Source organism: Streptomyces sp. NPDC093018 (assembly GCF_040684035.1).
Taxonomy (GTDB): domain Bacteria; phylum Actinomycetota; class Actinomycetes; order Streptomycetales; family Streptomycetaceae; genus Streptomyces; species Streptomyces murinus.
The window spans coordinates 32,455-56,832 of record NZ_JBFBFF010000005.1 but is presented as its reverse complement, the minus strand read 5'-3'; the positions used below and the strand labels follow the sequence as shown (position 1 = coordinate 56,832).

20 protein-coding genes are annotated in these 24,378 nt (G+C 72.0%); 13 read left to right on the top strand and 7 right to left on the bottom strand.

The genetic code is table 11. The annotated features are described in order from the left end of the window. The first annotated feature begins 14 nt into the window (after window positions 1–14). Window positions 15–1,298 (top strand): adenylosuccinate synthase, encoded by a 1,284-nt coding sequence (locus AB0N90_RS13510; RefSeq protein ID WP_037658437.1) that lies wholly within the window; start codon window positions 15–17, stop codon window positions 1,296–1,298. Between the two features lie 266 nt (window positions 1,299–1,564). After that, complete coding sequence (locus AB0N90_RS13505; RefSeq protein ID WP_365195902.1) at window positions 1,565–3,394, top strand: 5'-nucleotidase C-terminal domain-containing protein; 1,830 nt, start codon at window positions 1,565–1,567, stop codon at window positions 3,392–3,394. Window positions 3,395–3,485: 91 nt separating this feature from the next. On the opposite strand, the gene AB0N90_RS13500 is transcribed toward AB0N90_RS13505, so the two are convergent. The 3 genes from AB0N90_RS13500 to AB0N90_RS13490 all read right to left on the bottom strand — a co-directional run bounded on the left by AB0N90_RS13500 (window position 3,486) and on the right by AB0N90_RS13490 (window position 6,379). Further along, on the bottom strand, window positions 3,486–4,136 hold the full coding sequence (locus tag AB0N90_RS13500; RefSeq protein ID WP_361672569.1) for a hypothetical protein: 651 nt from the start codon (window positions 4,134–4,136) through the stop codon (window positions 3,486–3,488). Window positions 4,137–4,211: 75 nt separating this feature from the next. Next, complete coding sequence (locus AB0N90_RS13495) at window positions 4,212–4,907, bottom strand: GntR family transcriptional regulator (protein ID WP_365195900.1); 696 nt, start codon at window positions 4,905–4,907, stop codon at window positions 4,212–4,214. 116 nt (window positions 4,908–5,023) lie between these two features. Beyond that, complete coding sequence (locus tag AB0N90_RS13490; RefSeq protein WP_365195897.1) at window positions 5,024–6,379, bottom strand: aspartate aminotransferase family protein; 1,356 nt, start codon at window positions 6,377–6,379, stop codon at window positions 5,024–5,026. Between the two features lie 211 nt (window positions 6,380–6,590). On the opposite strand from AB0N90_RS13490, the gene AB0N90_RS13485 reads away from it, so the two are divergent. Further along, window positions 6,591–8,477 carry a serine/threonine-protein kinase gene (locus AB0N90_RS13485; protein WP_365195895.1) on the top strand — a complete coding sequence of 629 codons (1,887 nt, stop codon included), beginning with the start codon at window positions 6,591–6,593 and terminating at the stop codon, window positions 8,475–8,477. Between the two features lie 75 nt (window positions 8,478–8,552). On the opposite strand, the gene AB0N90_RS13480 is transcribed toward AB0N90_RS13485, so the two are convergent. Further along, complete coding sequence (locus AB0N90_RS13480) at window positions 8,553–9,299, bottom strand: SLATT domain-containing protein (RefSeq protein ID WP_125208293.1); 747 nt, start codon at window positions 9,297–9,299, stop codon at window positions 8,553–8,555. A gap of 236 nt (window positions 9,300–9,535) precedes the next feature. Between AB0N90_RS13480 and AB0N90_RS13475 the strand changes: the two genes are divergently transcribed. From AB0N90_RS13475 to AB0N90_RS13445, 7 genes are all read left to right on the top strand, one after another. Then, a complete protein-coding gene (locus tag AB0N90_RS13475) occupies window positions 9,536–9,880 on the top strand; it encodes a YbaB/EbfC family nucleoid-associated protein (RefSeq protein WP_128791031.1) in 345 nt (114 codons plus the stop codon). 51 nt (window positions 9,881–9,931) lie between these two features. After that, window positions 9,932–10,531, top strand: coding sequence for a recombination mediator RecR (gene recR, locus AB0N90_RS13470; RefSeq protein ID WP_361672581.1), 600 nt, complete (start codon window positions 9,932–9,934; stop codon window positions 10,529–10,531). Then, a complete protein-coding gene (locus AB0N90_RS13465; protein ID WP_365195890.1) occupies window positions 10,524–11,186 on the top strand; it encodes a DUF5063 domain-containing protein in 663 nt (220 codons plus the stop codon). Before recR ends, AB0N90_RS13465 begins: the two co-directional genes overlap by 8 nt. A 204-nt stretch (window positions 11,187–11,390) precedes the next feature. Further along, window positions 11,391–12,662: an aspartate kinase gene (locus tag AB0N90_RS13460; protein WP_085565818.1), complete on the top strand. Its 1,272-nt coding sequence runs from the start codon at window positions 11,391–11,393 to the stop codon at window positions 12,660–12,662. Continuing rightward, complete coding sequence (locus AB0N90_RS13455; RefSeq protein ID WP_365195888.1) at window positions 12,659–13,714, top strand: aspartate-semialdehyde dehydrogenase; 1,056 nt, start codon at window positions 12,659–12,661, stop codon at window positions 13,712–13,714. The genes AB0N90_RS13460 and AB0N90_RS13455 overlap by 4 nt, the downstream gene beginning before the upstream one ends. A 403-nt stretch (window positions 13,715–14,117) precedes the next feature. Continuing rightward, window positions 14,118–14,705 (top strand): SigE family RNA polymerase sigma factor, encoded by a 588-nt coding sequence (locus tag AB0N90_RS13450; RefSeq protein ID WP_037658456.1) that lies wholly within the window; start codon window positions 14,118–14,120, stop codon window positions 14,703–14,705. Window positions 14,706–14,763: 58 nt separating this feature from the next. Further along, window positions 14,764–15,903 (top strand): hypothetical protein, encoded by a 1,140-nt coding sequence (locus AB0N90_RS13445; protein WP_365195885.1) that lies wholly within the window; start codon window positions 14,764–14,766, stop codon window positions 15,901–15,903. A gap of 77 nt (window positions 15,904–15,980) precedes the next feature. Here the strand turns inward: AB0N90_RS13445 and AB0N90_RS13440 are convergent, their stop codons facing one another. Beyond that, on the bottom strand, window positions 15,981–16,772 hold the full coding sequence (locus AB0N90_RS13440) for an SURF1 family protein (RefSeq protein ID WP_365195883.1): 792 nt from the start codon (window positions 16,770–16,772) through the stop codon (window positions 15,981–15,983). Between the two features lie 208 nt (window positions 16,773–16,980). On the opposite strand from AB0N90_RS13440, the gene AB0N90_RS13435 reads away from it, so the two are divergent. Next, a complete protein-coding gene (locus AB0N90_RS13435) occupies window positions 16,981–18,753 on the top strand; it encodes a prolyl oligopeptidase family serine peptidase (RefSeq protein ID WP_365196714.1) in 1,773 nt (590 codons plus the stop codon). 115 nt (window positions 18,754–18,868) lie between these two features. Here the strand turns inward: AB0N90_RS13435 and AB0N90_RS13430 are convergent, their stop codons facing one another. Together AB0N90_RS13430 and AB0N90_RS13425 are read right to left on the bottom strand one after the other, a co-directional pair. Next, window positions 18,869–20,644 (bottom strand): NAD-binding protein, encoded by a 1,776-nt coding sequence (locus AB0N90_RS13430; protein WP_365196712.1) that lies wholly within the window; start codon window positions 20,642–20,644, stop codon window positions 18,869–18,871. A 166-nt stretch (window positions 20,645–20,810) separates the two neighbouring features. Then, complete coding sequence (locus AB0N90_RS13425) at window positions 20,811–22,886, bottom strand: NAD(+) synthase (protein WP_365195880.1); 2,076 nt, start codon at window positions 22,884–22,886, stop codon at window positions 20,811–20,813. A gap of 103 nt (window positions 22,887–22,989) precedes the next feature. On the opposite strand from AB0N90_RS13425, the gene AB0N90_RS13420 reads away from it, so the two are divergent. Next, on the top strand, window positions 22,990–23,277 hold the full coding sequence (locus AB0N90_RS13420) for a metal-sensitive transcriptional regulator (RefSeq protein WP_037658465.1): 288 nt from the start codon (window positions 22,990–22,992) through the stop codon (window positions 23,275–23,277). 145 nt (window positions 23,278–23,422) lie between these two features. Continuing rightward, entirely contained in the window at window positions 23,423–24,082 is a 660-nt protein-coding gene (locus tag AB0N90_RS13415; RefSeq protein ID WP_365195877.1) for a vitamin K epoxide reductase family protein, read from the top strand. Window positions 24,083–24,378 lie beyond the last annotated feature (296 nt).

The following is a 24,378-nucleotide window of genomic DNA, read 5'->3' as shown; positions in this document are numbered from 1 at the left end:
AGGGGTGTACGCGCGTGCCCGCACTTGTGCTGCTCGGTGCTCAGTGGGGTGACGAGGGCAAGGGGAAGGCCACCGACCTGCTCGGTGGATCGGTGGATTATGTGGTGCGATACCAGGGCGGCAACAACGCCGGCCACACGGTCGTCGTCGGCGACCAGAAGTACGCCCTCCACCTCCTGCCCTCCGGCATCCTCTCTCCCGGATGCACGCCGGTCATCGGCAATGGTGTCGTCGTCGACCCCTCGGTCCTGCTCTCCGAGCTGAGCGGTCTGAACGAGCGAGGCGTCGACACCTCCAAGTTGCTCATCAGCGGCAACGCGCACGTCATCACGCCGTACAACGTGACGGTCGACAAGGTGACGGAACGCTTCCTCGGCAAGCGGAAGATCGGCACCACCGGTCGCGGTATCGGCCCCACCTACGCGGACAAGATCAACCGTGTGGGCATCCGGGTCCAGGACCTGTACGACGAGTCGATCCTCCAGCAGAAGGTGGAGGCCGCGCTCGACGTCAAGAACCAGGTCCTCACCAAGCTCTACAACCGCCGTGCCATCACCGCCGACCAGGTGGTCGAGGAGCTGCTGGGCTACGCCGAGCAGATCAAGCCGTACGTCGCCGACACCGTGCTGATCCTCAACCAGGCCCTGGAGCAGGACAAGGTCGTGCTGTTCGAGGGCGGCCAGGGCACGCTGCTCGACATCGACCACGGCACGTACCCCTTCGTCACCTCCTCCAACCCGACCGCCGGCGGCGCCTGCACCGGCGCGGGCGTGGGTCCGACGAAGATCAGCCGGGTCATCGGCATCCTCAAGGCGTACACCACCCGGGTCGGCGCCGGTCCGTTCCCGACCGAGCTGTTCGACGAGGACGGCGAGGCGCTGCGCCGGATCGGCGGCGAGCGCGGTGTGACCACCGGCCGCGACCGCCGCTGCGGCTGGTTCGACGCGGTGATCGCGCGCTACGCGACCCGGGTGAACGGCCTGACCGACTTCTTCCTCACCAAGCTGGACGTGCTCACCGGCTGGGAGCAGATCCCGGTCTGCGTGGCGTACGAGATCGACGGCAAGCGCGTCGAGGAACTGCCCTACTCCCAGACCGACTTCCACCACGCGAAGCCGATCTACGAGAACCTGCCGGGCTGGTCCGAGGACATCACCAAGGCGAAGACCTTCGCCGACCTGCCGAAGAACGCGCAGAGCTACGTCAAGGCGCTGGAGGAGATGTCCGGCGCCCCGATCTCCGCGATCGGCGTGGGCCCGGGCCGGGACGAGACGATCGAGGTCAACTCGTTCCTCTAGGCCCCTGCGGCTCCCTGCGGCCCTCCGGTAATTCCTTCCGGTAAGCCGGAGTTCGACCCGCCTTCACCGTGCGGCAGCGCCCGCCGGATCCGCCTTCGGGCGGGACCGGCGGGCGCTCTCGTATTTCGCCCCACCTGACTCATCCTTGACCTGGACATGGTCATTTCCTGGTTTGCGGCGCTGAAGGGCACGAGCACGATCTACGCGGGTAGCCTCCGCACGGAACGACCCTCTGCACGCGCCAACTCCAGTCTCAGGAGCCTTGAATGACCCACAGTCCCATGAACCGCCGGGAGTTCGTGAAGAAGTCGGCCGTCACCGGCGCCACCGTCGCCGCGGCGGGCGCGGTGGGCAGCGGCACCGCCGAGGCGGCCGAGCAGGGCCACGGCCACGGCCACGAAAAGGCGCCGCGCACCTGGTCGTTCTCCATCCTGGGCACCACCGACCTGCACGGCCATGTCTTCGACTGGGACTACTACGCCGACGCGCCCTACACCGACAAGGCCGGCAACTCGGTCGGCGTGGCCCGCGTCGCCACCCTCATCAAGCAGCAGCGCGAGGCCAAGGGCGAGCACCGGGTGCTGCTCGTGGACGCCGGCGACATCATCCAGGGCACCTCGCTCGCCTACTACTTCGCCCGGGTCGACCCGATCACCGGCACCGACGGCAAGCGCGGCCCCAAGCACCCCATGGCCACCGCCATGAACCACATGCGCTACGACGCCGCCGCCCTCGGCAACCACGAGTTCAACTACGGCATCGACACGCTGCGCAAGTTCGAGGACCAGTGCGACTTCCCGCTGCTCGGCGCGAACGCCCTGCACGCCAAGACGCTGCGCCCGGCCTTCGAGCCGTACACCGTCAAGCACATCAAGGTCCCCGGCGCCCCCGACATCAAGGTCGGCATCCTCGGTCTGACCAACCCCGGCATCGCGATCTGGGACAAGGACAACGTCGGCGGCAAGCTGGTCTTCCCCGGCCTGGTCGAGCAGGCGAAGAAGTACGTGCCGCGGCTGCGCGCCCTCGGCTGCGACGTCGTCTTCCTGACCGACCACTCCGGCCTGGACGGCTCCTCCTCGTGGGGTGACGAACTCCCCTACATCGAGAACGCGTCCAACCTGGTCGCCGAGCAGGTCCCGGGCATCGACGCGATCCTGGTGGGCCACACCCATGTCGAGGTGCCGTCGTACACCGTCAAGAACGACAAGACCGGCGAGGACGTCCTGCTGTCCGAGCCGTACTGCTGGGGCTACCGGCTCAGCGTCTTCGACTTCGAGCTCGAACTGCACCACGGCCAGTGGAAGGTGACCAGCAAGAAGGCCCAGACCCTCAACCCCAACGGGGTGGCCGAGGACCCGCAGATCAAGAAGCTCCTGGAGGCCGACCACGAGCTGGTGGTGAAGTACGTCAACACCCCGGTCGGCACCTGCACGGCGGACCTCTCGGCGGCGGAGTCCTGCTGGAAGGACGTGCCGATCATGGACTTCATCCACAAGGTCCAGATCGAGACGGTCAAAACCGGCCTGTCCGCGGCGGACGCCGCCCTCCCGCTGATCTCGGTCGCGGCGCCCTTCAGCCGCACCGCCGACATCCCGCAGGGCAACGTCACCATCAAGGACATCGCCGGGCTCTACATCTACGACAACACGCTCTACGCCAAGAAGCTCACGGGCGCCCAGCTCAAGGACTACCTGGAGTACGCGGCCAAGTACTACATCCAGGTCCCGGCGGGCACCAAGGTCGACACCGCGACCCTCACCAACGCCAACAGCTTCTGGGACTACATGTACGACACCGCCGCCGGTGTCGACTACGACATCGACATCGCCCAGCCCGAGGGCTCCCGCATCAAGAACCTGAGCTACAACGGCACCGCCGTCGCCGCCGACCAGGTCTTCGTGGTCGCCGTCAACAACTACCGCGCCAACGGCGGTTCGGGCTACCCGCACATCGCCTCGGCGGAGATCGCGTACAGCTCCACCAACGAGATCCGCGACATGATGATCGACTACGTCACCGCGACGAAGACCCTCGACCCGGCCGACTTCGCGGTCACCAACTGGAAGCTGACCCAGGCGGGCACGCCGGTCTTCTAGGCAGACCCGGCAGACACCGGGCACCCGTCCACCCGCGCCATGGGTGGGCGGGTGCCGTACGTCGGGGACGCCCGCGCGCCACCCGCCCCGGTCAGCTGAAGACGATCATCGAGCCCTGGGCCAGCGACCGGGTCGCGGCGGCGTGCAGGCCCAGCCAGACATGGCGTTCGCGGGAGAAGGGGTTCGGGTCGTAGGGGGTGGGGGCGGCCGGTTCCTCCAGTTCGGTGGGGGCCGCGGGCGGCACGGGGGGCGCCGGGGGGTTGGCCGGATCGATGCCGATCACCGGGGCGACGTACTGGAGTTCGCGCAGCAGCGCCTGCGCGGAGCCCAAGGGGCCGCCGCCCGCCAGGAGTTGCTCGTCGGCCAGCGGATGCGGGAAGTCGACCGGGACGTAGGCGCCCGCGTGGTCGTAGTGCCAGACCAGATGCGACTGCTGGGCCGTGGACTCGAACATCTCCAGCAACTGCTCGTAGTCCCCGCCGAGTTCGTCCACCGGCGTCACCGGCAGTCCGCAGACCTGGAGCAGATAGGCGCGGCGCAGGAAGTGCAGGGCGTCGTAGTCGAACCCGGCGACCGGCGCGACCTCGCCGGACAGCCCCGGCATGTACTGGTACACCGGCACCGGCGGCAGCCCCGCCGCGGCCAGCGCGTGGTTGTAGTGCGCGAGTTCCTCGGCGAACGGATTGTCCGGCGTGTGGCACAACACGTCCACGAGCGGGACCAGCCACAGGTCACAGGCCAAAGAGAGCTCCTCACACAAAGAGGTGGTCCGGGAAGCGTAATCGGTGCTCCGGTGGTCCCATACCCCCACGTCCGATCAGCTATCGGACAGATCTTCCAGCAGGGCCAGCGAGTGGGCGTTGGCCGCGGCGACCAGGGCGCGGGCGGCCTCGGTGTCCCGCCGGGCCAGGGCCTCGACCAGGTCCGTGTGACCGGCCCACAGCCGGCCGCGCAGCTCCGGAAGGCGGCGCAGCCGCTGGACCGCGCAGACCCAGGACTGCACGCGCAGCCGGTGCAGGAAGTCACCGAGGTAGGGGTTGCCGAACAGCACGCTCAACTCGCGCCAGAAGCGCAGGTCGTAGCCGATCAGCACGGTGAGATCGCCCGCGGCGGCGGCGCGCTGGGCCTCCTCGCCGCGGCGGCGCACGGTGGCCAGCAGGGCGCGCGTGCGCGGGTCCTCGGACGGGGTGCGGAAGACGGGGTGCCCGGCGGCGAGGGCCTGGAACATGCCGTCGGTGACCAGGCTGCGGGCCTCGATCATGTGCCGGTAGTCGGCGAGCGAGTACTCGGGCACCCGGAAGCCGCGATGCTGGTCGGCCTCCAGGATGCCCTGCGCGGACAGGTCGACCAGCGCCTCGCGCACCGGGGTGGCGGAGACGCCGTACTGATCGGCGATCTCCTTCACGGTGAACGCCCGGCCCGGCCGCAGCCGCCCCGCCAGCACCTCGTCACGGAGCGCGTCCGCGATCTGCTGGCGCAGGGTGCTGCGGGTGACGATGCCGTTGCCGGACATGGCCGGTCTCTCCTCACGCGTATGGGTGACGTACTCGCACGTATGGCCAACTCCTCAGAGTCTTACGAGCACGTCACCTTACGCGTTCGGCCTTGGCCGGCGGCAGCGCCGACCGGTTACGCCGTGTACTCGTCCGCCACGGACAGCGCGGCGTCGAGGGCGGCCAGGCCCTCCTTCAGCTCCGCCTCGCTCGTGTTGCACGGCGGCACCACATGCGTGCGGTTCATGTTCACGAACGGCCACAGGCCCTGCTTCTTGGCCGCCGCGGCGAAGGCGGCCATCGGCGCGTTCGCCGGACCGGCCGCGTTGTACGGCACCAGGGGCTCCCGCGTCTCCTGGTCCTTGACCAGCTCCAACGCCCAGAACATGCCCACGCCGCGGACCTCGCCGACGCTCGGGTGGCGCGCGGCCAGCTCGGCCAGACCCGGCGCCAGCACGCTCTCGCCGAGCCGCTTGGCGTTGGCCACCACGCCCTCCTCCGCCATCACGTTGATCGTGGCGACGGCGGCGGCACAGGCCAGCGGGTGCCCGGAGTAGGTCAGACCGCCCGGGTAGGGACGCTTGCCGAAGGTCTCCGCGATCTCCCCCGAGACGGCCACGCCGCCGAGCGGCACATAGCCGGAGTTCACGCCCTTGGCGAAGGTCATCAGGTCCGGTACGACATCGAACAGATCGGCGGCGAACCACTCACCGGTACGGCCGAATCCGGCCATGACCTCGTCCAGGATGAAGACGATCCCGTACTTGTCGCACAGCTCGCGCACCCCGGCGAGGTATCCCGGCGGGGGCAGCATGATCCCGGCGGTGCCGGGGATCGTCTCCAGGATGATCGCGGCGATGGTGCCGGGACCCTCGAAGGCGATCGTGGTCTCCAGGTGCTCCAGCGCCCGCGCGGTCTCCTGCTCCTGCGTCTCGGCGTAGAAGCGGGAGCGGTACAGGAACGGCGCCCAGAAGTGCACGACACCGCCGGTGCCGCTGTCGGAGGGCCAGCGGCGGGGGTCGCCGGTGAGGTTCACGGCCTGCTGGGTGCCGCCGTGGTACGAGCGGTACGCCGAGAGCACCTTCGGACGGCCGGTGTGCAGCCGGGCCATCCGCACCGCGTGCTCCACCGCGTCGGCGCCGCCGTTGGTGAAGAAGATCTTGTCCAGGTCGCCGGGGGTCCGCTCGGCGATCAGCCGGGCCGCCTCCGAGCGGGCCTCGATCGCGAAGGCCGGGGCGAACGTGGTCATCGTCGCCGCCTGCTCCTGGATGGCCGCGACGACCTTGGGGTGCTGGTAGCCGATGTTGGTGTAGACGAGCCCGCTGGTGAAGTCCAGGTAGCGCGTGCCGTCGTAGTCCCAGAAGTACGACCCCTCGGCGCCGGCGACGGCGAGCGGGTCGATGAGGTCCTGGGCGGACCAGGAGTGGAAGACGTGCGCACGGTCCGCGGCCTTCACTGCGGCACCGGCTGCGGGATCGGTCTGAGGGGTCATGCGGGCGAGCGTAAATGTCCGGGATGCGGACGCGGTATCGGCGTCCTGTGCCGTGGGCGGGCCCAATCCGCGACAGGTTGTCGACATCGAGCCGGGCGGGGGCGTGCGGCCTGTTACGGAACCGTGGACGACTGGCCCTCCGGCACCTTGTACGACCGGATTATTCTCGGGCCGTTGCCACAGCTGACGGGGCGGGAAGGGCGGGGCGGTCATGGAGGAACTCGGTCCTGGGGACCCCCAGAGGATCGGGGGGTACCGGCTGCTGGCGCGGCTGGGCGCGGGCGGCATGGGCGTGGTGTACCTGGCCCGCTCGGACCGGGGCCGTACGGCCGCCGTGAAGCTGGTGCGCGAGGAGCTGGCCGCGCGGGAGGAGTTCCGGGCCCGGTTCCGGCGCGAGGTGGGCGCGGCGCGGCGGGTCGGCGGGTACTGGACCGCGCCGGTGCTGGACGCGGACACCGAGGCGGCGGTGCCCTGGGTGGCCACGGGATATGTGGCCGGGCCCAGCCTCCAGCAGGTCGTGGGGCACGATCACGGGGCGCTGCCGGAGCGGTCGGTACGGATCCTCGCGGCGGGGCTCGCGCACGCGCTGAGGGACATCCACGCGGCCGGGATCGTGCACCGGGATCTGAAGCCGTCCAATGTGCTGGTGACCATCGACGGGCCGCGCGTGATCGACTTCGGCATCGCCCGCGCCCTGGAGACGGGCACGGCGGGCGGCGAGGGGCTCACCATGACGGGGTCGCTGGTCGGCTCGCCGGGGTTCATGGCACCGGAGCAGGTGCGCGGCGACAAGGTCACCCCGGCGTGCGACGTCTTCTCGCTCGGCTCGGTGCTGACGTACGCGGCGACCGGGCGGATGCCGTTCGGGAACGCCGGCAGCGGGGTGCACGCGCTGATGTTCCGGATCGCCCAGGAGGAGCCGGATCTGGCGGGGGTGCCGGAGGGCATCGCCGATCTGGTGCGCCGGTGCCTGCGCAAGGACCCGGCGGCCCGGCCGTCCCTGGACGCGCTGCTGGAGCGCACGGGGGCGCAGGACACGGTGTCCGACGGCCGCTCCCGCGACCCCTGGCTGCCGGGCGCGCTGGTGGCCCAACTCGGGCGGCACGCGGTGGGGTTGCTGGAGGTGGAGGAGCCGGCGGCGGACGGTCTCGCCGCGGCGGCAGCGGGTGCGGGAGCCGCCGGGGACGCCGGACCGGAGGGCGGCGGCTCGCCCGAGCACTCCGCCGTCTCGGACGGCGGCGGGGCGGCCGGGGCGAACGGGAGCGGGGCCGGTGCCGGGCGGCCGCCGTCGGCGGGGGAGGGCGCGCCGCTGCCGGTGACGGTCCCCGGAGCGTACGGGGACCCCCGGCGGGAGGCCCAGCCGCACCCTCGACAGGGCGCCCGGCAGCCGTACTTCGCGCAGGGCACCGCGGCCGGGCCGCCGCCGCAGGAGCCCCGGTCCTTCGGGTACGGCTACCCCCAGCAGTCGTATCCGCCGTACCCGCCCTACGGCGCGGAGCCCGAGCCCGAGCCGGAGCGGCGCAGCGGGCGGTCCACGGCGCTGCTGGTCGTGATCGCGGTGATCGTGGCGGTGGGCGCGGGCGGGTCGGTGTACGCGCTGCTGAACAGCGGGGTCGAGAGCGGGGGCGGTGGCACGGCCGGTCCCGCGCCGGCCTCGCGGTCCGCGTCGCCCACCGGTTCCGGGGAGCGCGGTCCGGACCCGGCCTCGCCCTCGCCCTCCTCCTCGGGTTCCCCGGGCGCGGGTGCCGTCCCGGACGCCTACCTCGGGACCTGGGCGGCGACCATCGACGGCGTGAGCGGCATCAACACCCGCCGGCTCACCATCCGTCAGGGAGAGGTGGGGGAGGACGTGCTGACGCTGGAGGCGCAGGGCCCGGCGGACGGCGGCGGGATGTACCACTGCGTCTTCGCGGCCGAACTCGGCCAGGCTCCCGGCGCCGGGGGGCCGTTGGAGATCGGGCCGTCCGTCGTGACCAGCGGCGAGCCCGCCTCCTCGTGCACACCGGGCGGCCCCACGGAGGTCAGCCTGCTGCCGGACGGGCGGTTGCAGCGGGCGCAGCAGGGGGGCGGGGAGAGCCTGACGTACACCCGGCAGTGACGGATCTGCCGTCGGCCGACACCGGAGGGGCTGAAGGCGTGCGCCCGGCGGCCGGTGGGCGACCGACCCCTGCGGTCACCGCGGCTCCGGTGGCCGCTGCCTCGGCATGTTCGGCCGCGCGCCCCCCGCCGGGGGCAGGACGAATCTGGCCGCCTGTCCCACCACCTCCTGCCGCGGTACATACGCCACCGACTGCGCACCCACCGGTGCCGCGCCCGCCCGGAACGCCACCATCCAGTCCGCCGTCTCCGCCCGGACCAGCTCCGTCATGTCCTCCGAGAAGCGGCGCAGCAGGACCACACAGCGCTCCGCCGCCTCGCTCGCCGTGCCCTCCGTGGGGCCCAGCACCTCCCGCACCCCCTCCACCGCCCAGTCGAACTGGAGCGCCTGCAGGCGCCGCTGCACCGCCTGTGCCGTCGCCACGTCCCGCATCCAGCCGGACGTCACCCCGAAGTACCGGTCCGCACCGGCGCACGCGGCCGCGAGGAGCAGCGCCAGGCACCCCCAGGGCGCCACGCCCCCCGCCACCTTCGTCAGATCCAGCAGCGGCAGCGCCGCCCCGGTCACCGCGCCCACCGCCGCCCCGGCCCGCAGCACCCGCGCCCCGCGCCGCTTCCACACCCGGTCCCGCAGATACCAGTCCGCCGTCCGCAGCGCGCCGTGCTCCACCCACCGGTACAGCTCGTCCAGCCGCTCGCCGGGCTCGCCCCAGTCGCCGGGCGGCAGCGCCCGCCCGGTCAGATCACCCGGCCGGGGTCCGGCCGAGCCCTCGCCCCGCCCGTCCTGGGGCGGCCCCTCGGGCTGCATCTCCGGCTGACCCACCCGGCACTCCCTACTGATCACGACCGGTCACGTAGCGTGACATTCCCTGCCGACGTGCGCCACCCTTCCTACCGCCCAACGGGTGGCCCGGTCGTGACTTTCCCGGCTTTTCCGCCCGTAAGAAGGCCTTGATCAGCTATAGATCCGCCATCTCTCTCACTCGAAAGAGTGGCGGTGTGATGGTCGCCTGGACCACGTAGGCTCGTGCCAAGGAGAAAGACACAGAGGAGCTGATCGTGATCCCCGGTGGTGGCCAGCCCAACATGCAGCAGTTGCTCCAGCAGGCCCAGCAGATGCAGCAGGATCTGCAGCGGGCCCAGGAGGAACTGGCGAACACGGAGGTCGACGGGCAGGCGGGCGGCGGCCTGGTCAGGGCCACCGTGACCGGCGCCGGCGAGCTGCGCGGCCTGAAGATCGACCCCAAGGCGGTGGACCCGGAGGACACCGAGACCCTCGCCGACCTGATCGTGGCCGCCGTACAGGCGGCGAACGAGAACGCGCAGGCGCTCCAGCAGCAGAAGCTCGGCCCGCTGGCCCAGGGCCTGGGCGGCGGCACCGGCATCCCCGGTCTGCCGTTCTGACTCCGGTCCAACTAGCGTACGTACCGAAAGGTCTCCAGGAAGGGCAGTCCGTTGTACGAAGGCGTGGTCCAGGACCTCATCGACGAGCTGGGGCGGCTGCCCGGCGTCGGTCCCAAGAGCGCGCAGCGGATCGCCTTTCACATCCTCCAGGCCGAGCCGACGGACGTGAAGCGTCTCGCGCAGGCCCTCCTGGAGGTCAAGGCGAAGGTCCGCTTCTGCGCGACCTGCGGCAATGTCGCGCAGGAGGAGCTGTGCAACATCTGCCGTGACCCGCGCCGTGACCCCTCGGTGATCGCGGTCGTGGAGGAGCCGAAGGACGTCGTCGCGATCGAGCGCACCCGCGAGTTCCGCGGCCGCTACCACGTACTCGGCGGGGCGATCAGCCCCATCGAGGGTGTCGGCCCCGACGACCTGCGTATACGGGAACTTCTCACGCGGTTGGCCGACGGGACGGTCACGGAGCTGATCCTGGCCACCGATCCGAATCTCGAGGGCGAGGCGACGGCCACGTACCTCGCGCGCATGATCAAGCCCATGGGCCTGAAGGTCACCCGCCTGGCCAGCGGCCTCCCGGTGGGTGGCGACCTGGAATACGCGGACGAGGTCACCCTCGGCCGCGCCTTCGAGGGGAGAAGACTCCTAGATGTCTGACGCCACGCTGCACGCCACGTCGCAGAACCCCGACGACTTCGCCGTACAGGTCGCGGACCAGGTCGAGAGCTTCCTGGTGGCCGTCACCGAGGTGGCGCGGGGCGACGAGCCCGGCTCCACCGTGCCCTTCCTGCTCCTGGAGATCTCCCAGCTGCTGCTGGCCGGCGGCCGGCTGGGCGCCCACGAGGACATCGTCCCGGACGAGCGCTACGAGCCCGACCCGGGCCCGGAGCCGGACGTGGACGAGGTGCGGGAGAACTTCGCCCGGCTGCTGGAGCCCGTCGACGTCTACTCCGAGGTCTTCGACCCCTACGAGCCCCGCAAGGCCCCGGTGCCGGCCCGGATCTCCGACGACCTCGCCGACATCATCACGGACCTGCGCCACGGCATGGTCCACTACCGCGCGGGCCGCACCACCGAGGCCCTGTGGTGGTGGCAGTTCTCCTACTTCTCCAACTGGGGCCCGACGGCCTCCGCCGTGCTGCGCGCCCTCCAGTCGGTGCTCATCCACGTCCGCCTCAACCAGCCCCTGGAGGAGCTGGACGGCCTGGACACCGACCAGAGCCCGATGGGCGACGAGACCCTGGAGTTCGAGGCGGGCCGGGTGATGGCCGAGGAGATCGGCGGACCGCTGGGGATGCGGCCCGGTTCGTGACGCCGTAGCCACGCCGCGCGGGTACGGCCCCGGGTGTGACCCGGGGCACGTTCCGCGTGGGTCGGTCCCGGGCGGGCAGAAGGCCGTCCGGAAGCGGGCGTCCGGGGTCCCATGGGCCGATGTCTCACCATGCGGGAGCAGGGTGGTGGATGTTGGACGCTCGTTAAACTGAGCCGACACAAACGAACCGAGCGAGGAGCGCACGTGGGCCTTGTCGTGCAGAAGTACGGAGGCTCCTCCGTAGCCGATGCCGAGGGCATCAAGCGCGTCGCCAAGCGGATCGTGGAAGCGAAGAAGAACGGCAACCAGGTTGTCGTCGTCGTTTCCGCGATGGGCGACACGACGGACGAGTTGATCGATCTCGCCGCGCAGGTCTCTCCGATGCCTGCCGGGCGCGAATTCGACATGCTGCTGACCGCCGGAGAGCGGATCTCCATGGCGCTGCTGGCCATGGCGATCAAAAACCTGGGCCATGAGGCCCAGTCCTTCACCGGCAGCCAGGCCGGCGTCATCACCGACTCGGTCCACAACAAGGCCCGGATCATCGATGTCACGCCGGGCCGCATCCGGACCGCGCTGGACGAGGGCAACATCGCGATCGTCGCCGGTTTCCAGGGCGTCAGCGCCGACAAGAAGGACATCACCACGCTCGGCCGCGGCGGCTCGGACACCACCGCTGTGGCCCTCGCCGCCGCCCTCGACGCCGAGGTCTGCGAGATCTACACCGACGTCGACGGTGTGTTCACCGCCGATCCGCGGGTGGTCAAGAAGGCGAAGAAGATCGACTGGATCTCCTTCGAGGACATGCTGGAGCTCGCGGCCTCCGGTTCCAAGGTCCTGCTCCACCGCTGTGTGGAGTACGCCCGCCGCTACAACATCCCGATCCACGTACGCTCCAGCTTCAGCGGGTTGCAGGGCACATGGGTCAGCAGTGAGCCGATTGGGGACAAGAAGGTGGAGCAGGCCATCATCTCCGGTGTCGCGCACGACACCTCCGAGGCCAAGATCACGGTCGTCGGTGTGCCGGACAAGCCGGGTGAGGCCGCCGCGATCTTCCGGGCCATCGCCGACGCGCAGATCAACATCGACATGGTCGTGCAGAACGTGTCCGCCGCCGCCACCGGCCTGACGGACATCTCCTTCACGCTGCCGAAGACCGAGGGCCGCAAGGCCATCGGCGCCCTGGAGCGCAACCGCCCGGGCATCGGCTTCGACTCGCTGCGCTACGACGACCAGATCGGCAAGATCTCCCTGGTCGGCGCGGGTATGAAGACCAACCCCGGCGTCACCGCGGCCTTCTTCGAGGCGCTGTCCGACGCGGGGGTGAACATCGAGCTGATCTCGACCTCCGAGATCCGTATCTCGGTCGTCACCCGCAAGGACGATGTGGCGGAGGCCGTGCGCGCCGTGCACACCGCCTTCGGGCTGGACTCCGACACCGACGAGGCCGTCGTCTACGGAGGCACCGGCCGATGAACGCCAAGCCGACGCTCGCGGTCGTGGGAGCGACCGGAGTGGTCGGCCGGGTCATGCTCCAGATCCTTTCCCAGCGCAAGGACATCTGGGGCGAGATCCGTCTGTTCGCCTCCCCCCGCCCGGTGGGCCGCAAGCTGGCCGTGCGCGGGGCGGAGGCCGAGGTCGCGGCCCTGACCGAGGACTGCTTCGACGGGGTCGACATCGCCCTGTTCGACGTGCCGGAGCGGGTCGCCGCCGAGTGGGCGCCGATCGCCGCCGCGGCCGGGGCGGTGGTCGTGGACAACTCCGGCGCCTTCCGCGCCGATCCGGACGTGCCCCTGGTGGTGCCCGAGGTCAACGCCCACCGGGTGCGCAACCGCCCGCGCGGCATCATCGCCAACCCCGGCGCCACCACCCTCACGATGATCGTGGCGCTCGGCGCCCTGCACGCCGAGTACGGGCTGCGCGAGCTGGTGGTCTCCTCCTACCAGGCGGTGAGCGACGCCGGCCGGGCCGGTGTGGAGGCGCTGCGCGCCCAGCTGTCCCAGGTCGCCGGCACCGAACTGGGCACCGCGCCGGGAGACGTACGACGCCTCGTGGGCGACGCCACCGGACCGTTCCCGGAGCCGGTCGCGCTGAACGTCGTACCGTGGGCCGGCACCGCGGCCGAGGACGGCTGGTCCTCGGCCGAGCTGCGGGTGCGCGAGGAGACCCGCCGGATCCTCTCGCTGCCCGGCCTGCCCGTCGCCGTCACCTGTGTCCGGGTGCCGGTGGTCACCACCCACTCCCTCACGGTCCACGCCCGCTTCCAGGGAGTGGCCGGGGTGGACGGCGCCCGCGAGATCCTCGCCACCGCGCCCGGTGTGGTGCTGTGCGACGACCCCGCGGCCGGTGAGTTCCCCACCCCCGCCGACGTGGTGGGCACCGACCCCGCCTGGGTGGGGCGGCTGCGGCAGTCGCTGGACGACCCGACCGCGCTCGAACTCTTCGTCTGCGGCGACAATTTGCGCAAAGGCGCCGCATTGAACCTCGTACAGATCGCGGAGCTGGTCGCCCAGGAGTCCGCCGGGTGAACGGTGTGGCCGCTTTGTAGGATCTGTGTGCGAAGCGTGTCCGGCGGCATGGTCCAAACCGCTTGAGCCGGCCCTCTCGGCGACAGAAGATGTGGCTCCCCGCCCTCCGCAACCACGCGGAGGGCGGGGAGCGTCTTTGCGGTCACTCTTCGGGGCGTGGGGGCGCCGTGAGCGGACCGGGCGCGGGGATGCCCGTCCACATCGGACATAGGGGAAGAGCGGGACGCATGACGGCACTTGAGGCACCGCCGGCTGTCGCACATGTGACGCCCGGCGCGTACAACCCTGGCGGGGGCAGACGTGTCCAACAGGCGTGGCAGAGGTACTGGAACTCACAGGGGGACGCGGCACCGCGGCCCTTCGGCCGCCGCGTGCGGCGTTGCGCCCCCGCACGCCCGGCGGCATGCCGGTGATCGCGCCCATGCCAGCCGCGCGGCCCGCCCGCATACCCGGTCAGCGTGACGGCGCCGACGACACCGCGGCCACGGAGGCCGTCACCGGCACCACCGTGGACCATCTCACCGAGACCTACCGGGCGCACTACCGCTCGCTGCTGGGTCTCGCCGCCCTCCTCCTCGACGACACCGCCTCCTGCGAGGACGTCGTCCAGGAGGCCTTCATCCGGGTCCACTCGGCGCGCAAACGCGTCCGCGACCCGCAGAAGACCCTCGCCTACCTCAGGCAGACGGTCGTCAATCTCTCCCGCTCCACGCTGCGCCGCCGCATCCTCGGCCTCAAGCTGCTCGCCAAGCCGATGCCGGACATGGCGAGCGCGGAGGAGGGCGCGTACGACCAGCTGGAGCGCCGCGACCTCATCAAGGCGATGAAGGGGCTGCAGCGCCGCCAGCGGGAGGTCCTGGTCCTGCGCTACTTCGCGGACATGACCGAGGCCCAGGTCGCCGAGACGCTCGGCATCTCCCTGGGCTCGGTGAAGGCGTACGGTTCGCGGGGCATCGCCGCGCTGCGGGTGGCCATGGAGGCACTCGCATGACCGGGCGCCCGCACCGCAACGCCACGACCACACCTCACCGCACGCTGGGAACGAAACTGTGAACCACGGCCCCGACGACCGGAGCACCGAGGGGCTCGAACCCGAACGCGACCGGGAGAGCGCCGACCTCTTCGGCTCCGCCCGCGAAGGCACCGGCCCGGGCGCCGAGGGCGAGTGGCTCACCCGGACGCTCGGCGGCCTCGGCTCGGACGAGGCGGCGGTACGGCGGCTGCTGCACTCCGCGGTCGACGGCGTCGAGCCGGGCGCGGGCACCCTGGAGCGGCTGCGCCGGGCGGTCCCCGCGCGCCGGGCCCGCAAGCGGCAGGCGGCCGTGGGCATGGCGGCGGCGGCCCTGTTCCTCGGTACGGCGATCCCGGCCCTGGTGCATGTCTCCGACTCCGGCGGCTCCGACCCGGACACCGCGATGGCCGGCCAGTCCTCGCAGGCGCGGTCCGGCTCCGGGCACGACCAGGACAAGGGCAGCGGCACGGACGGCGGCAGGGGCACGGACGGCAGCCCGGTCCAGCCGGGCAAGGGGCCCGGGAAGCCGGGGGACAAGGACAGCGGGGAGGCGGGCGGCGCCGGTGCCGCCGCAGGAGCGAACCCCTCCGCCACCCTGGCCGCGGGCGTCCCGGTGTGTACGCCGGCCCAGCTGGGCTCGGTCACGGGCAGCGCGGCCGCGCCGGACTCCACGGGGATCGTGTACGGCACGTTCCGCGTCAGCAATGTCTCCTCCGGGCCCTGTGCGGTGAGCGGCGCGGGCACGGTGGGCGCGAGCGCGCTGGGCGCGGCGGATCCCGCGAAGATCGCCGTCGTACGGCATGCGGCGGGCGACGCGGCGACGGGTCTGCCCGACCCCTCCCAGGAGGCCGCGGGCCTGGTCCTCCAGCCCGGCGCCGCCTACCAGGAGAAGTTCGCCTTCGTCCCCTCCGAGACCTGCCCCACCACGGGCGGCCCGACCGGCGGCACGGACGGCGGCGCGACCCCGGACCCGTCCCCCACCCCGAGCGACGGCCCGGCTGCCGACACCGGCAGCGCCTCCGGCACCACCCCCCAACTGGGCACGGGCGACACCACGGCCGACGGCAGCGTCCTGATCACCCACACCCCCGCCTCCGGCGGCCCGACGGGGTCCGCGAAGGTGCCGGGGGAGTGCGCGGGGACGGTGTATTACACGGGGGTACTGGCGGATTCCTGAGGCCCGGGGCGCCAGTGGGACGGCTGCGGCCGCGTCGTGGCTGATCGCGCAGTTCCCCGCGCCCCTTACGGGGCTGCTCAGCTACTGGGAACAGTCACCGGTGATGTCTCCTCCGGCGCCAAGCCCAGCGCAGCGTCCCGCGCGGCCTCGACCTCCCGCCGCAGCAGCCGGAACCACATGAACACCGTGAACCCGGCGAAGACGAACCACTCCCCGGTGTACCCGAGGTTCTGGAACGCCTTCAGATCCAGCCCCGTACCGTCCGGCGCCGACGCCGGCACCGCCTTCATCCCGGCGTCCGCCTTGTCCAGCGTCACCCACGCGTCGTACAACCGGTCCGGCACCAGGTTGACCAACGCCGCCGAACTGATCGCCGCCGTCTGCCCTGCGGGCAACCCGCCCTGCGCGCTGACCCCGTTGTCCCCCGGAGTCTCGGACGCCTGCAACGCGCCGACGACGGTCACCTCACCGCGCGGCGCGGCGGGCGCCTTTGCCGCGGACGCCGTCCCGGGCAGCCATCCGCGCACCACGGGAAGCGACTTCCCCTGGTCGGTGCGCAGCAGCGTCAGGACGTAGAACCCGTTCTTGTCGTCCAGCTGCCGGCCGGGCACGAGCAGCTGCGCCCCGTACCGTCCGTGCGCGGACACCCGCCGCCCGGACGTGGCCTTGTTCACCGGCAGCATCGAGTCCAGCGGGCGGGCCGCCTGGGTGGCGTCGGACGCGGCCTGCCGGTTCGCGGCGTGTTCCTCGTGCACCCGCCCCTCGAACCGGCTCAGCTGCCAGGACCCCATGAAGATGCAGAAGGGGATGGCGAGCAGCACGAAGACGTTGATGCCCCACCAGCGCGGAGTCAGCAGAAACCGGTACACGCCCCCACGGTACGGCGCCCGCCCCGCCGCCCTGCCCGCGGGTCGGCCCTCACACGTACGCGTGCGGTGCCCATGGCGGGAAAGTTATCCACAGGCTGCGCTCACCCGCCGCACAATTGTCGCGGCGGCCAGGCAGTATGGGCGCATGACTGGGGCCAAGACTGAGAGCACGACGCCGAGCGCACCGCAGGCGCCGGGCAGCGCGGACATGCCGGACTGGGAGAAGCGGTTCCGGGCGCCGCGGGTGTCCCTGCCCGACTGGGCCGAGGACGCACCGGACCGCTCGCTGTTCGTGTCGAACGCGACGGGGACGTACGAGCTGTACGCGTGGAACCGCACCACGGGCGAGCAGCGCCAGGCCACCGACCGGCCGAACGGCACGACGGACGGCACCCTCTCCCCGGACGGCGCCTGGATCTGGTGGTTCGACGACAAGGACGGCGACGAGTTCGGCGTCTGGCGCCGCCAGCCCTTCACCGGCGGCGCCGACGAGCCGGCCGTCCCGGGCCTCGCCGCCTCCTACCCGGCCGGCCTCGCCCTGGCCCGCGACGGGCACACCGCGGTCGTCGGCCGCTCCACGGACGAGGACGGCACCACGATCCATCTGGCCCGCGCCGGCGCGGACCCGGTGGAGATCTACCGGCACCGCGAGTCCGCGGGCGTCGGCGACCTCTCCCACGACGGCTCCCTGATCGCCATCGAGCACACCGAGCACGGCGACGCCATGCACGCCGCGCTGCGCGTACTGCGCCCGGACGGCTCGACGGTCGCCGACCTGGACGACACCAAGGGCGGCGCCGAGGAGCTGGGCCTGGAGGTGCTGGGCTTCGCCCCGGTCGACGGCGACACCCGGCTGCTCATCGGACACCAGCGCCGGGGCCGCTGGGAGCCGCTGGTGTGGGACGTGGCCACGGGCGAGGAGACGGACCTCGCCCTTGAGCTGCCCGGCGACGTCAGCGCCGAGTGGTACCCGGACGGCTCCGGCCTGCTGATCGCGCACAGCTTCGAGGCCCGCAGCGAACTGTTCCGGTACGACCTGGCGAGCCGCGAGCTGACCGGCGTCCCCACCCCGCCCGGCACCGTCTCCGGGGCCACCGCGCGCCCGGACGGCAGCGTGGAGTACCTGTGGTCCTCCTCCGCCGAGCCGTCGGTGGTGCGGTCCACCTCCGGCGGTGTGGTGCTGGACCCGCCCGGCATGAAGTGCCCGCCGTCGGTGCCGGTGGAGGACGTATGGGTGGAGGGCCCCGGCGGCCGGATCCACGCCCTGATCCAGAAGCCCGCGGGCGCGACCGGCCCCCTGCCCACCGTCTTCGACCTGCACGGCGGCCCGACCTGGCACGACAGCGACTCCTTCGCCTCGGGCCCGGCCGCCTGGGTCGACCACGGGTACGCGGTGGTCCGCGTCAACTACCGCGGCTCCACCGGGTACGGCCGCGCCTGGACCGACGCCCTCAAGCACCGGGTCGGCCTGATCGAGCTGGAGGACGTGGCGGCGGTCCGCGACTGGGCGGTCTCCTCCGGCCTCGCCGACCCCGACCGGCTGGTCCTCACCGGCGGCTCCTGGGGCGGCTACCTCACCCTCCTCGGCATCGGCACCCAGCCACAGGCGTGGACGGTCGGCATCGCGGTCGTCCCGGTCGCGGACTACGTCACGGCGTACCACGACGAGATGGAGGCGCTGAAGGCCATGGACCGCACCCTCCTCGGCGGCACCCCCGAGGAGGTCCCGGAGCGCTTCGAGGCGTCCTCCCCGCTCACCTACGTCGACCAGGTCAAGGCCCCGGTCTACATCTCGGCCGGGGTCAACGACCCCCGCTGCCCCATCCGCCAGATCGACAACTACATCCACCGCCTCCAGGCCCTCGGCGCCACCCATGAGGTCTACCGCTACGACGCGGGCCATGGCTCCCTGGTCGTCGACGAGCGCATCAAGCAGGTGGCCCTGGAGCTGGACTTCGCCAAGCGGCACCTCCCGGCGTAACCGTCCCGCCTGCCCGCCCGCTCCCCGTCCGTTCCCCGCCCCGCTCCCCGACCGTCCCTCTCCGGCATCCCGCCGGAGGGGCCGGCGCGGGGTCGGCGCGGGGCGGCGCAGGGGGTCAGCGCAGTGCGGCCAGGCCCCTGCGGGTGACGGCGACCACCACGCGGTCCCCCTTCGCCAGTACATGGTCGGCGGGGGTGTCGCTGCGGCCCGCGAGCGCCAGCACCCGCCAGGAGCCGGGGCGGAACGCCTGGTCCACGGTGCGGCCCTCCAGCATCGGATGGCCGTCCACGTCGACCGCGGCGAACAGCAGCACCTGCCGCTCCACCGCCACCGCGCCGAGCACCTGCCGGCCGAGCATCGCCCCCGCGAAGGCGGGCGCCGCCAGATGCGTCACGCTCCGGCTCCGGGTCAGGGCGCCCGGATACGCGGCACGCAGGGTCCGGTAGACCGCCGTGGCGAAGTCGTCGTCGTACAGCCGCAGCACCACCCGCAGATCCGGCCGTACCGTCCGCGCGTACAGCGCCGCCTCCAGGTTCGTGGTGTCCGCGCTGGTCACCGCGAGCAGTGCCTGCGCCCGGTGGATCTTCGCGGACTCCAGCACCCCCTCCTGGGTGACGTCCCCGAGCACCACCGGCACCCGCAGCCGCCGCGCCGTGGCGAGCCCCCGTGCCTCGGGGTCGGACTCGACGCAGACGACGGGCACGTTCAGCTCCCGCAGCCGGGTCAGCACCCGGGTGCCGATCTTGCCGAGCCCCAGCAGCACCACATGCCCGCCGAGTCCGCGCGGCGGCCTGCGCAGCGAGGTGGCGGTGCGGAAGGTGCCCAGCGCCTCCAGGACCGCGGCCAGCAGCACCGGCAGCAGCAGCAACCCCACCAGCGCGGACAGGAGTTGGAGCAGCTGGCGGCCGAGCGGCGCGCCGACCGCCGGGTCGTCGATGGCGAACATGTCGAGCAGGGTGAGGTAGAAGGCCCGCACCGGATGGATCCCGGTCACCGCCCACAGGGCGATCGCCAGCGCCAGCACACAGCCGACCAGACCGGCCAGCGACCACCGCAGCCGCCGCGAGAACAGCGAGTTGAGCCAGGGGATGACGCCCGCCCCGCGCGCCGCCGACTCGGGACCGCCGGCCGTGGACACCTGCTCCAGCACGATCGCGGTCCGCCCGGCGGCGCCCCGCACCTCCTCGTCGGCCGGCAGCAGCCGCGGCTCCTGGTCCCCGCCGGTGGGATCGCTCACCGACAGCAGAGCGAGGGTGTGCAGGCCCGAGTCGGCGGGCAGCGGCCGTTCCACCGCCCGCAGCAGCAGGCCCTCGGTCTGTACGACCTTGCTGGTGCCCGCGAGCGCGGTCGCGGCCAGCGCGGGCGCCGCGGTGTCGGCGTCGGACAGCACGGTCGTCGACGCCTCCACGTCCGCGTCGCCCCCGCCGTCGTACGCCAACGCGGCGGCCTGGTCGAGGAGTTCCTCGATGTGCTGACCCAACCGCCGGTTGTAGAGCCGCAGTACGAGCCGCAGCCGGGGGTTGAGCCGGCGGGCGGTGAGCGCGGCACGGATGTTGGTCTCGTCGTCGTCGTGCACCAGCGCGAGCGCGGTGGCCCGCTCCACCCCGGCCGCGGCGAGCACCGCCTCGGTCAACTCCACGGCTTCGAGCACCGGTTCGCCGACCGCCCCGGCAGCCGTGGTCGCGGCACCCGGCGCGGCGGGCCGACCGCCGACCGCCGCGTTGACCACCCGGTCGAGCAGCGCCGCCGAGGCGGCCCGCGCCCGGCCGACCACCGGCCCTCTCGCCGCGCGTTCGGCCGGCGGCACCACGAGGGTCACCTGCTCGCCGTACACCCCGCGCAACTCGGCCGCCAGCCGGTGCGCAAGCCCGTCGTCCCCGCACACCACCATGTGGGGTGCGCCGGGTCCCCCTTGATACGGAACGCTCGCCACGAAGGGAAAGACTGCCTCAGGAAGAAGACTGGTTCCAGGACGGACCGAACGCCCGTGTCGCACACCGGCGTTCGGCCCCCGCGGTGGCCCCCGTGGCGGCCTTTATGACGGCCGGCGGTGTCCGTCAGCGCTCGGCCGCCGCCCTCTCGACCTCGGCCGCCGCCTTCTCGAAGTCGAAGCGCGCCAGATCCGCGAGCCACACCCGGGCGTTGCCGTCCGAGGGAGCCCGCCAGTCGCCGCGCGGGGAGAGCGAGCCGCCGGCCGAGACCTTGGGCCCGTTCGGCATGGCCGAGCGCTTGAACTGGGCGAACGCGAAGAAGCGGCGGCAGAAGACCTCCAGCCAGCGCACGATCTCCCCGAGGTCGTACGCCACCCGCTTGGCCTCGGGGAAGCCGGGCGGCCAGGCACCCGACGCCGCGTCGTGCCAGGCGTGCCAGGCCAGGAAGGCGATCTTGGAGGGCCGGAAGCCGTGGCGCAGCACCTGGAAGAGGGTGAAGTCGTGCAGCGCGTACGGGCCGATCTTCGACTCGGTGGACTGCATCTCCTCGCCCGGCACCAGCTCCGGGCTGATCTCGGTGTCCAGGATCGCGGCGAGGATCTCGCCGGTCTCCGCGTCGAACTGCTCGCTGCTGATCACCCAGCGGATCAGATGCTGGATCAGCGTCTTGGGCACACCGGAGTTGACGTTGTAGTGGCTCATCTGGTCGCCGACGCCGTACGTCGACCAGCCGAGCGCCAGCTCGGAGAGGTCGCCGGTGCCGAGCACGATGCCGCCGCGCTGGTTGGCCAGCCGGAACAGATAGTCGGTGCGCAGCCCGGCCTGGACGTTCTCGAACGTCACGTCGTACACCGGCTCGCCGGCGGCGAAGGGGTGGCCCATCTCCTTGAGCATCAGCCGCGCGGTCGGCGTGATGTCCAGCTCGGCCGCGGTGATGCCGAGCGCCCGCATCAGCCGGTGCGCGTTGTCCTTGGTGTGGTCGCTGGTGGCGAAGCCGGGCAGGGTGAAGCCCAGGATGTCGCTGCGCGGACGCCCGGCGCGGTCCATCGCGCGGGCGGCGACGATCAGCGCGTGCGTGGAGTCCAGACCGCCGGAGACGCCGATGACCACCTTCGGCCCGCCGATCGCGCCGAGCCGCTGCTGGAGCCCCTCGACCTGGATGTTGTACGCCTCGTAGCAGTCCAGGGCGAGCCGGTCCGGGTCGGCCGGCACGAACGGGAAGCGCTCCACGCGGCGCCGCAGCCCCAGATCGGCGGCGACCGGCGGGTCCAGCAGGAAGGACACCGTGCGGAAGTCGCCGGTGCGGGCGGCATGGGTACGGCGGTTGTCGTCGAAGCTGCCCATCCGGCTGCGCTCCTGCCGCAGCAGGTCGAGATCGATGTCGGCCACCGCGAACTGCTCGCCGAGCGGGAAGCGCTCGGACTCGGCCAGCAGCACCCCGTTCTCGTAGATCATCGTCTGGCCGTCCCAGGACAGATCGGTGGTCGACTCGCCGAGACCGGCTGCCGCGTAGACGTACGCGGACAGGCACCGGGCGGAGGCCGAGCGGCACAGCAGCCTGCGGTCCTCGGCGCGGCCGACGGTGATCGGGCTGCCGGAGAGGTTCGCCAGCACGGTCGCCCCGGCGAGCGCCGCCTCCGCGCTCGGCGGCACCGGCACCCACATGTCCTCGCAGATCTCCGCGTGCAGCACCAGGCCCGGCACGTCGTCCGCGGCGAACAGCAGGTCCACGCCGAACGGCACGTCCGCGCCGCCGATCCGGATGGTGCCGCCGCGCTCGTCGTCGCCCCCGGCGATCTGGCGGCGCTCGTAGAACTCCCGGTAGTTCGGCGGGTACGACTTCGGGGCCACGCCGAGGACCCTGCCGCGGTGCACGACGACCGCGCAGTTGTAGATCCGGTTGCGGTGCCGCAGCGGGGCGCCGACGACCAGCACCGGCAGCAGATCCGCGGAACCGGCGACCACCTCCGCCAGGGCCGTCTCGACCGCGTCGAGCAGCGGGTCCTGGAGCAGCAGGTCCTCGATCGAGTAGCCGCACAGCACCATCTCCGGGAAGACGGCGACGGCGACGCCCTCCTCGGCGCACCGGCGCGCCTGGCGCAGGACCGATTCGGCGTTGGCGCCCGGGTCGGCGATGACGGTGTGGCCCGTGCACGCGGCGACGCGCGCGAAGCCATGCTGATAGATCGACCAGAAGTTCACAGAGGGAAGCCTAGAACTTCTGCTCTACGGCGGTCACAGGCGCTCGCCTTTGCCCCGAACCCGGACGTACAGTACCCCTAGGGGTATTTTTCGAGGAGTGAGCGTGGAACTGGAGCTTGAGGGCGCGTCCCTGAAGGCGGTCCTGAACCGGCTGCGGCGCGCGCAGGGCCAGATCTCCGGGGTGATCCGGATGATCGAGGAAGGCCGGGACTGCGAGGACGTCGTCACCCAGCTGGCCGCCGCCTCGCGGGCGCTGGACCGCGCCGGTTTCGCGATCATCGCCACGGGACTTCAGCAGTGCGTGGCCGACATCGAGTCGGGCCGCAAGAACGGGGAGGACGCGGAGGCGATGAAGGCGCGGATGGAGCGGCTGTTCCTGTCACTGGCGTGACCCGCTGAACGACCCCTGGGGTCCCTAGGGCCTCTCGGGGTCTCGAACACCCGCACGCGGGCCGTTCGGCCCTTGTCCGCCCCTGTCCGCCCTGACTTCACTGGTCCGTCGGCCCCCGACCACCACCGGCAAGGCGGAACGCCCGATGACCAGTGACACGACCACCGGCGCCACTCCCCGGCAGCGGGACCCGCGGAGCGGTCCGCCGAGCCCGCCCGAGGCCACGGCCACCGCCTCCCGCGCCTACGCCTGGCTGCTGATCGTGACCGGCGCGCTCGGCATCCTGGCCTCCTTCGTGATCACGATCGACAAGATCCAGCTGATCCAGGACCCGCACTTCACCCCGTCCTGCAACCTCAGCCCGGTGCTGTCCTGCTCCGACGTGATGCGCAGCGCCCAGGCGTCCGTCTTCGGCTTCCCCAACCCCCTGCTGGGCCTCGCCACCTACCCGGTCGCGGTCGCCGTCGGCTTCGCCCTGCTGTCCGGCGCCCGCTTCCGGCGCTGGTTCTGGCTCGGCCTGAACGCGGGCACGTTGTTCGGCGCGGGCTTCTGCATGTGGCTGATGAGCCAGGCCCTGTACGACATCGGCGCGCTGTGCCTGTGGTGCTGCCTGGCCTGGGCCGCCACCATCGCGATGTTCTGGTACACCACCGCGCACAACCTGATGCACGGCGTCATCCGCGCGCCCCGCGCCGTGGTGGCGGGCGTGCTGGAGTTCCACTGGGTGGTGCCGTTCACCTGGTACCTGGGCATCGTGATGCTGATCGCCACGCGGTGGTGGGACTACTGGGTGTCGCTGTTCTGACCCGGCCTTTGGGACCCGGCCTCTGGGACCCGGCCTCTGGGACCCGGTCTCCGGGGGCCCGGTCTCCGGGGGCCCCGGATTTCGGTACCCGCTTTCGGGGACTCTGGCTTTCCGGGAGTGGGTTTTCCGGGACCTCTCTTTCCGGGGCCCCGCTCCTCGGGACCCTGGCTTCCGGGAGTGGGCCTTCTGGGACCTGGCCTTCGGGGGCCCCGGATTTCGGTACCCGCTTTCGGGGACTCTGGCTTTCCGGGAGTGGGTTTTCCGGGACCTCTCTTTCCGGGGCCCCGCTCCTCGGG

Excerpts from the sequence above, each read along its gene's own strand:
- AB0N90_RS13465 (WP_365195890.1), top strand. The coding sequence starts at position 10,524 with ATGTCTGACGCCACGCTGCACGCCACGTCGCAGAACCCCGACGACTTC.
- AB0N90_RS13430 (WP_365196712.1), bottom strand. The coding sequence starts at position 20,644 with ATGGTGGTGTGCGGGGACGACGGGCTTGCGCACCGGCTGGCGGCCGAG.
- AB0N90_RS13490 (WP_365195897.1), bottom strand. The coding sequence starts at position 6,379 with ATGACCCCTCAGACCGATCCCGCAGCCGGTGCCGCAGTGAAGGCCGCG.
- AB0N90_RS13435 (WP_365196714.1), top strand. The coding sequence starts at position 16,981 with ATGCCGGACTGGGAGAAGCGGTTCCGGGCGCCGCGGGTGTCCCTGCCC.
- AB0N90_RS13415 (WP_365195877.1), top strand. The coding sequence starts at position 23,423 with ATGACCAGTGACACGACCACCGGCGCCACTCCCCGGCAGCGGGACCCG.
- AB0N90_RS13485 (WP_365195895.1), top strand. The coding sequence starts at position 6,591 with ATGGAGGAACTCGGTCCTGGGGACCCCCAGAGGATCGGGGGGTACCGG.
- AB0N90_RS13450 (WP_037658456.1), top strand. The coding sequence starts at position 14,118 with ATGCCGGTGATCGCGCCCATGCCAGCCGCGCGGCCCGCCCGCATACCC.
- AB0N90_RS13505 (WP_365195902.1), top strand. The coding sequence starts at position 1,565 with ATGACCCACAGTCCCATGAACCGCCGGGAGTTCGTGAAGAAGTCGGCC.
- AB0N90_RS13495 (WP_365195900.1), bottom strand. The coding sequence starts at position 4,907 with ATGTCCGGCAACGGCATCGTCACCCGCAGCACCCTGCGCCAGCAGATC.
- AB0N90_RS13455 (WP_365195888.1), top strand. The coding sequence starts at position 12,659 with ATGAACGCCAAGCCGACGCTCGCGGTCGTGGGAGCGACCGGAGTGGTC.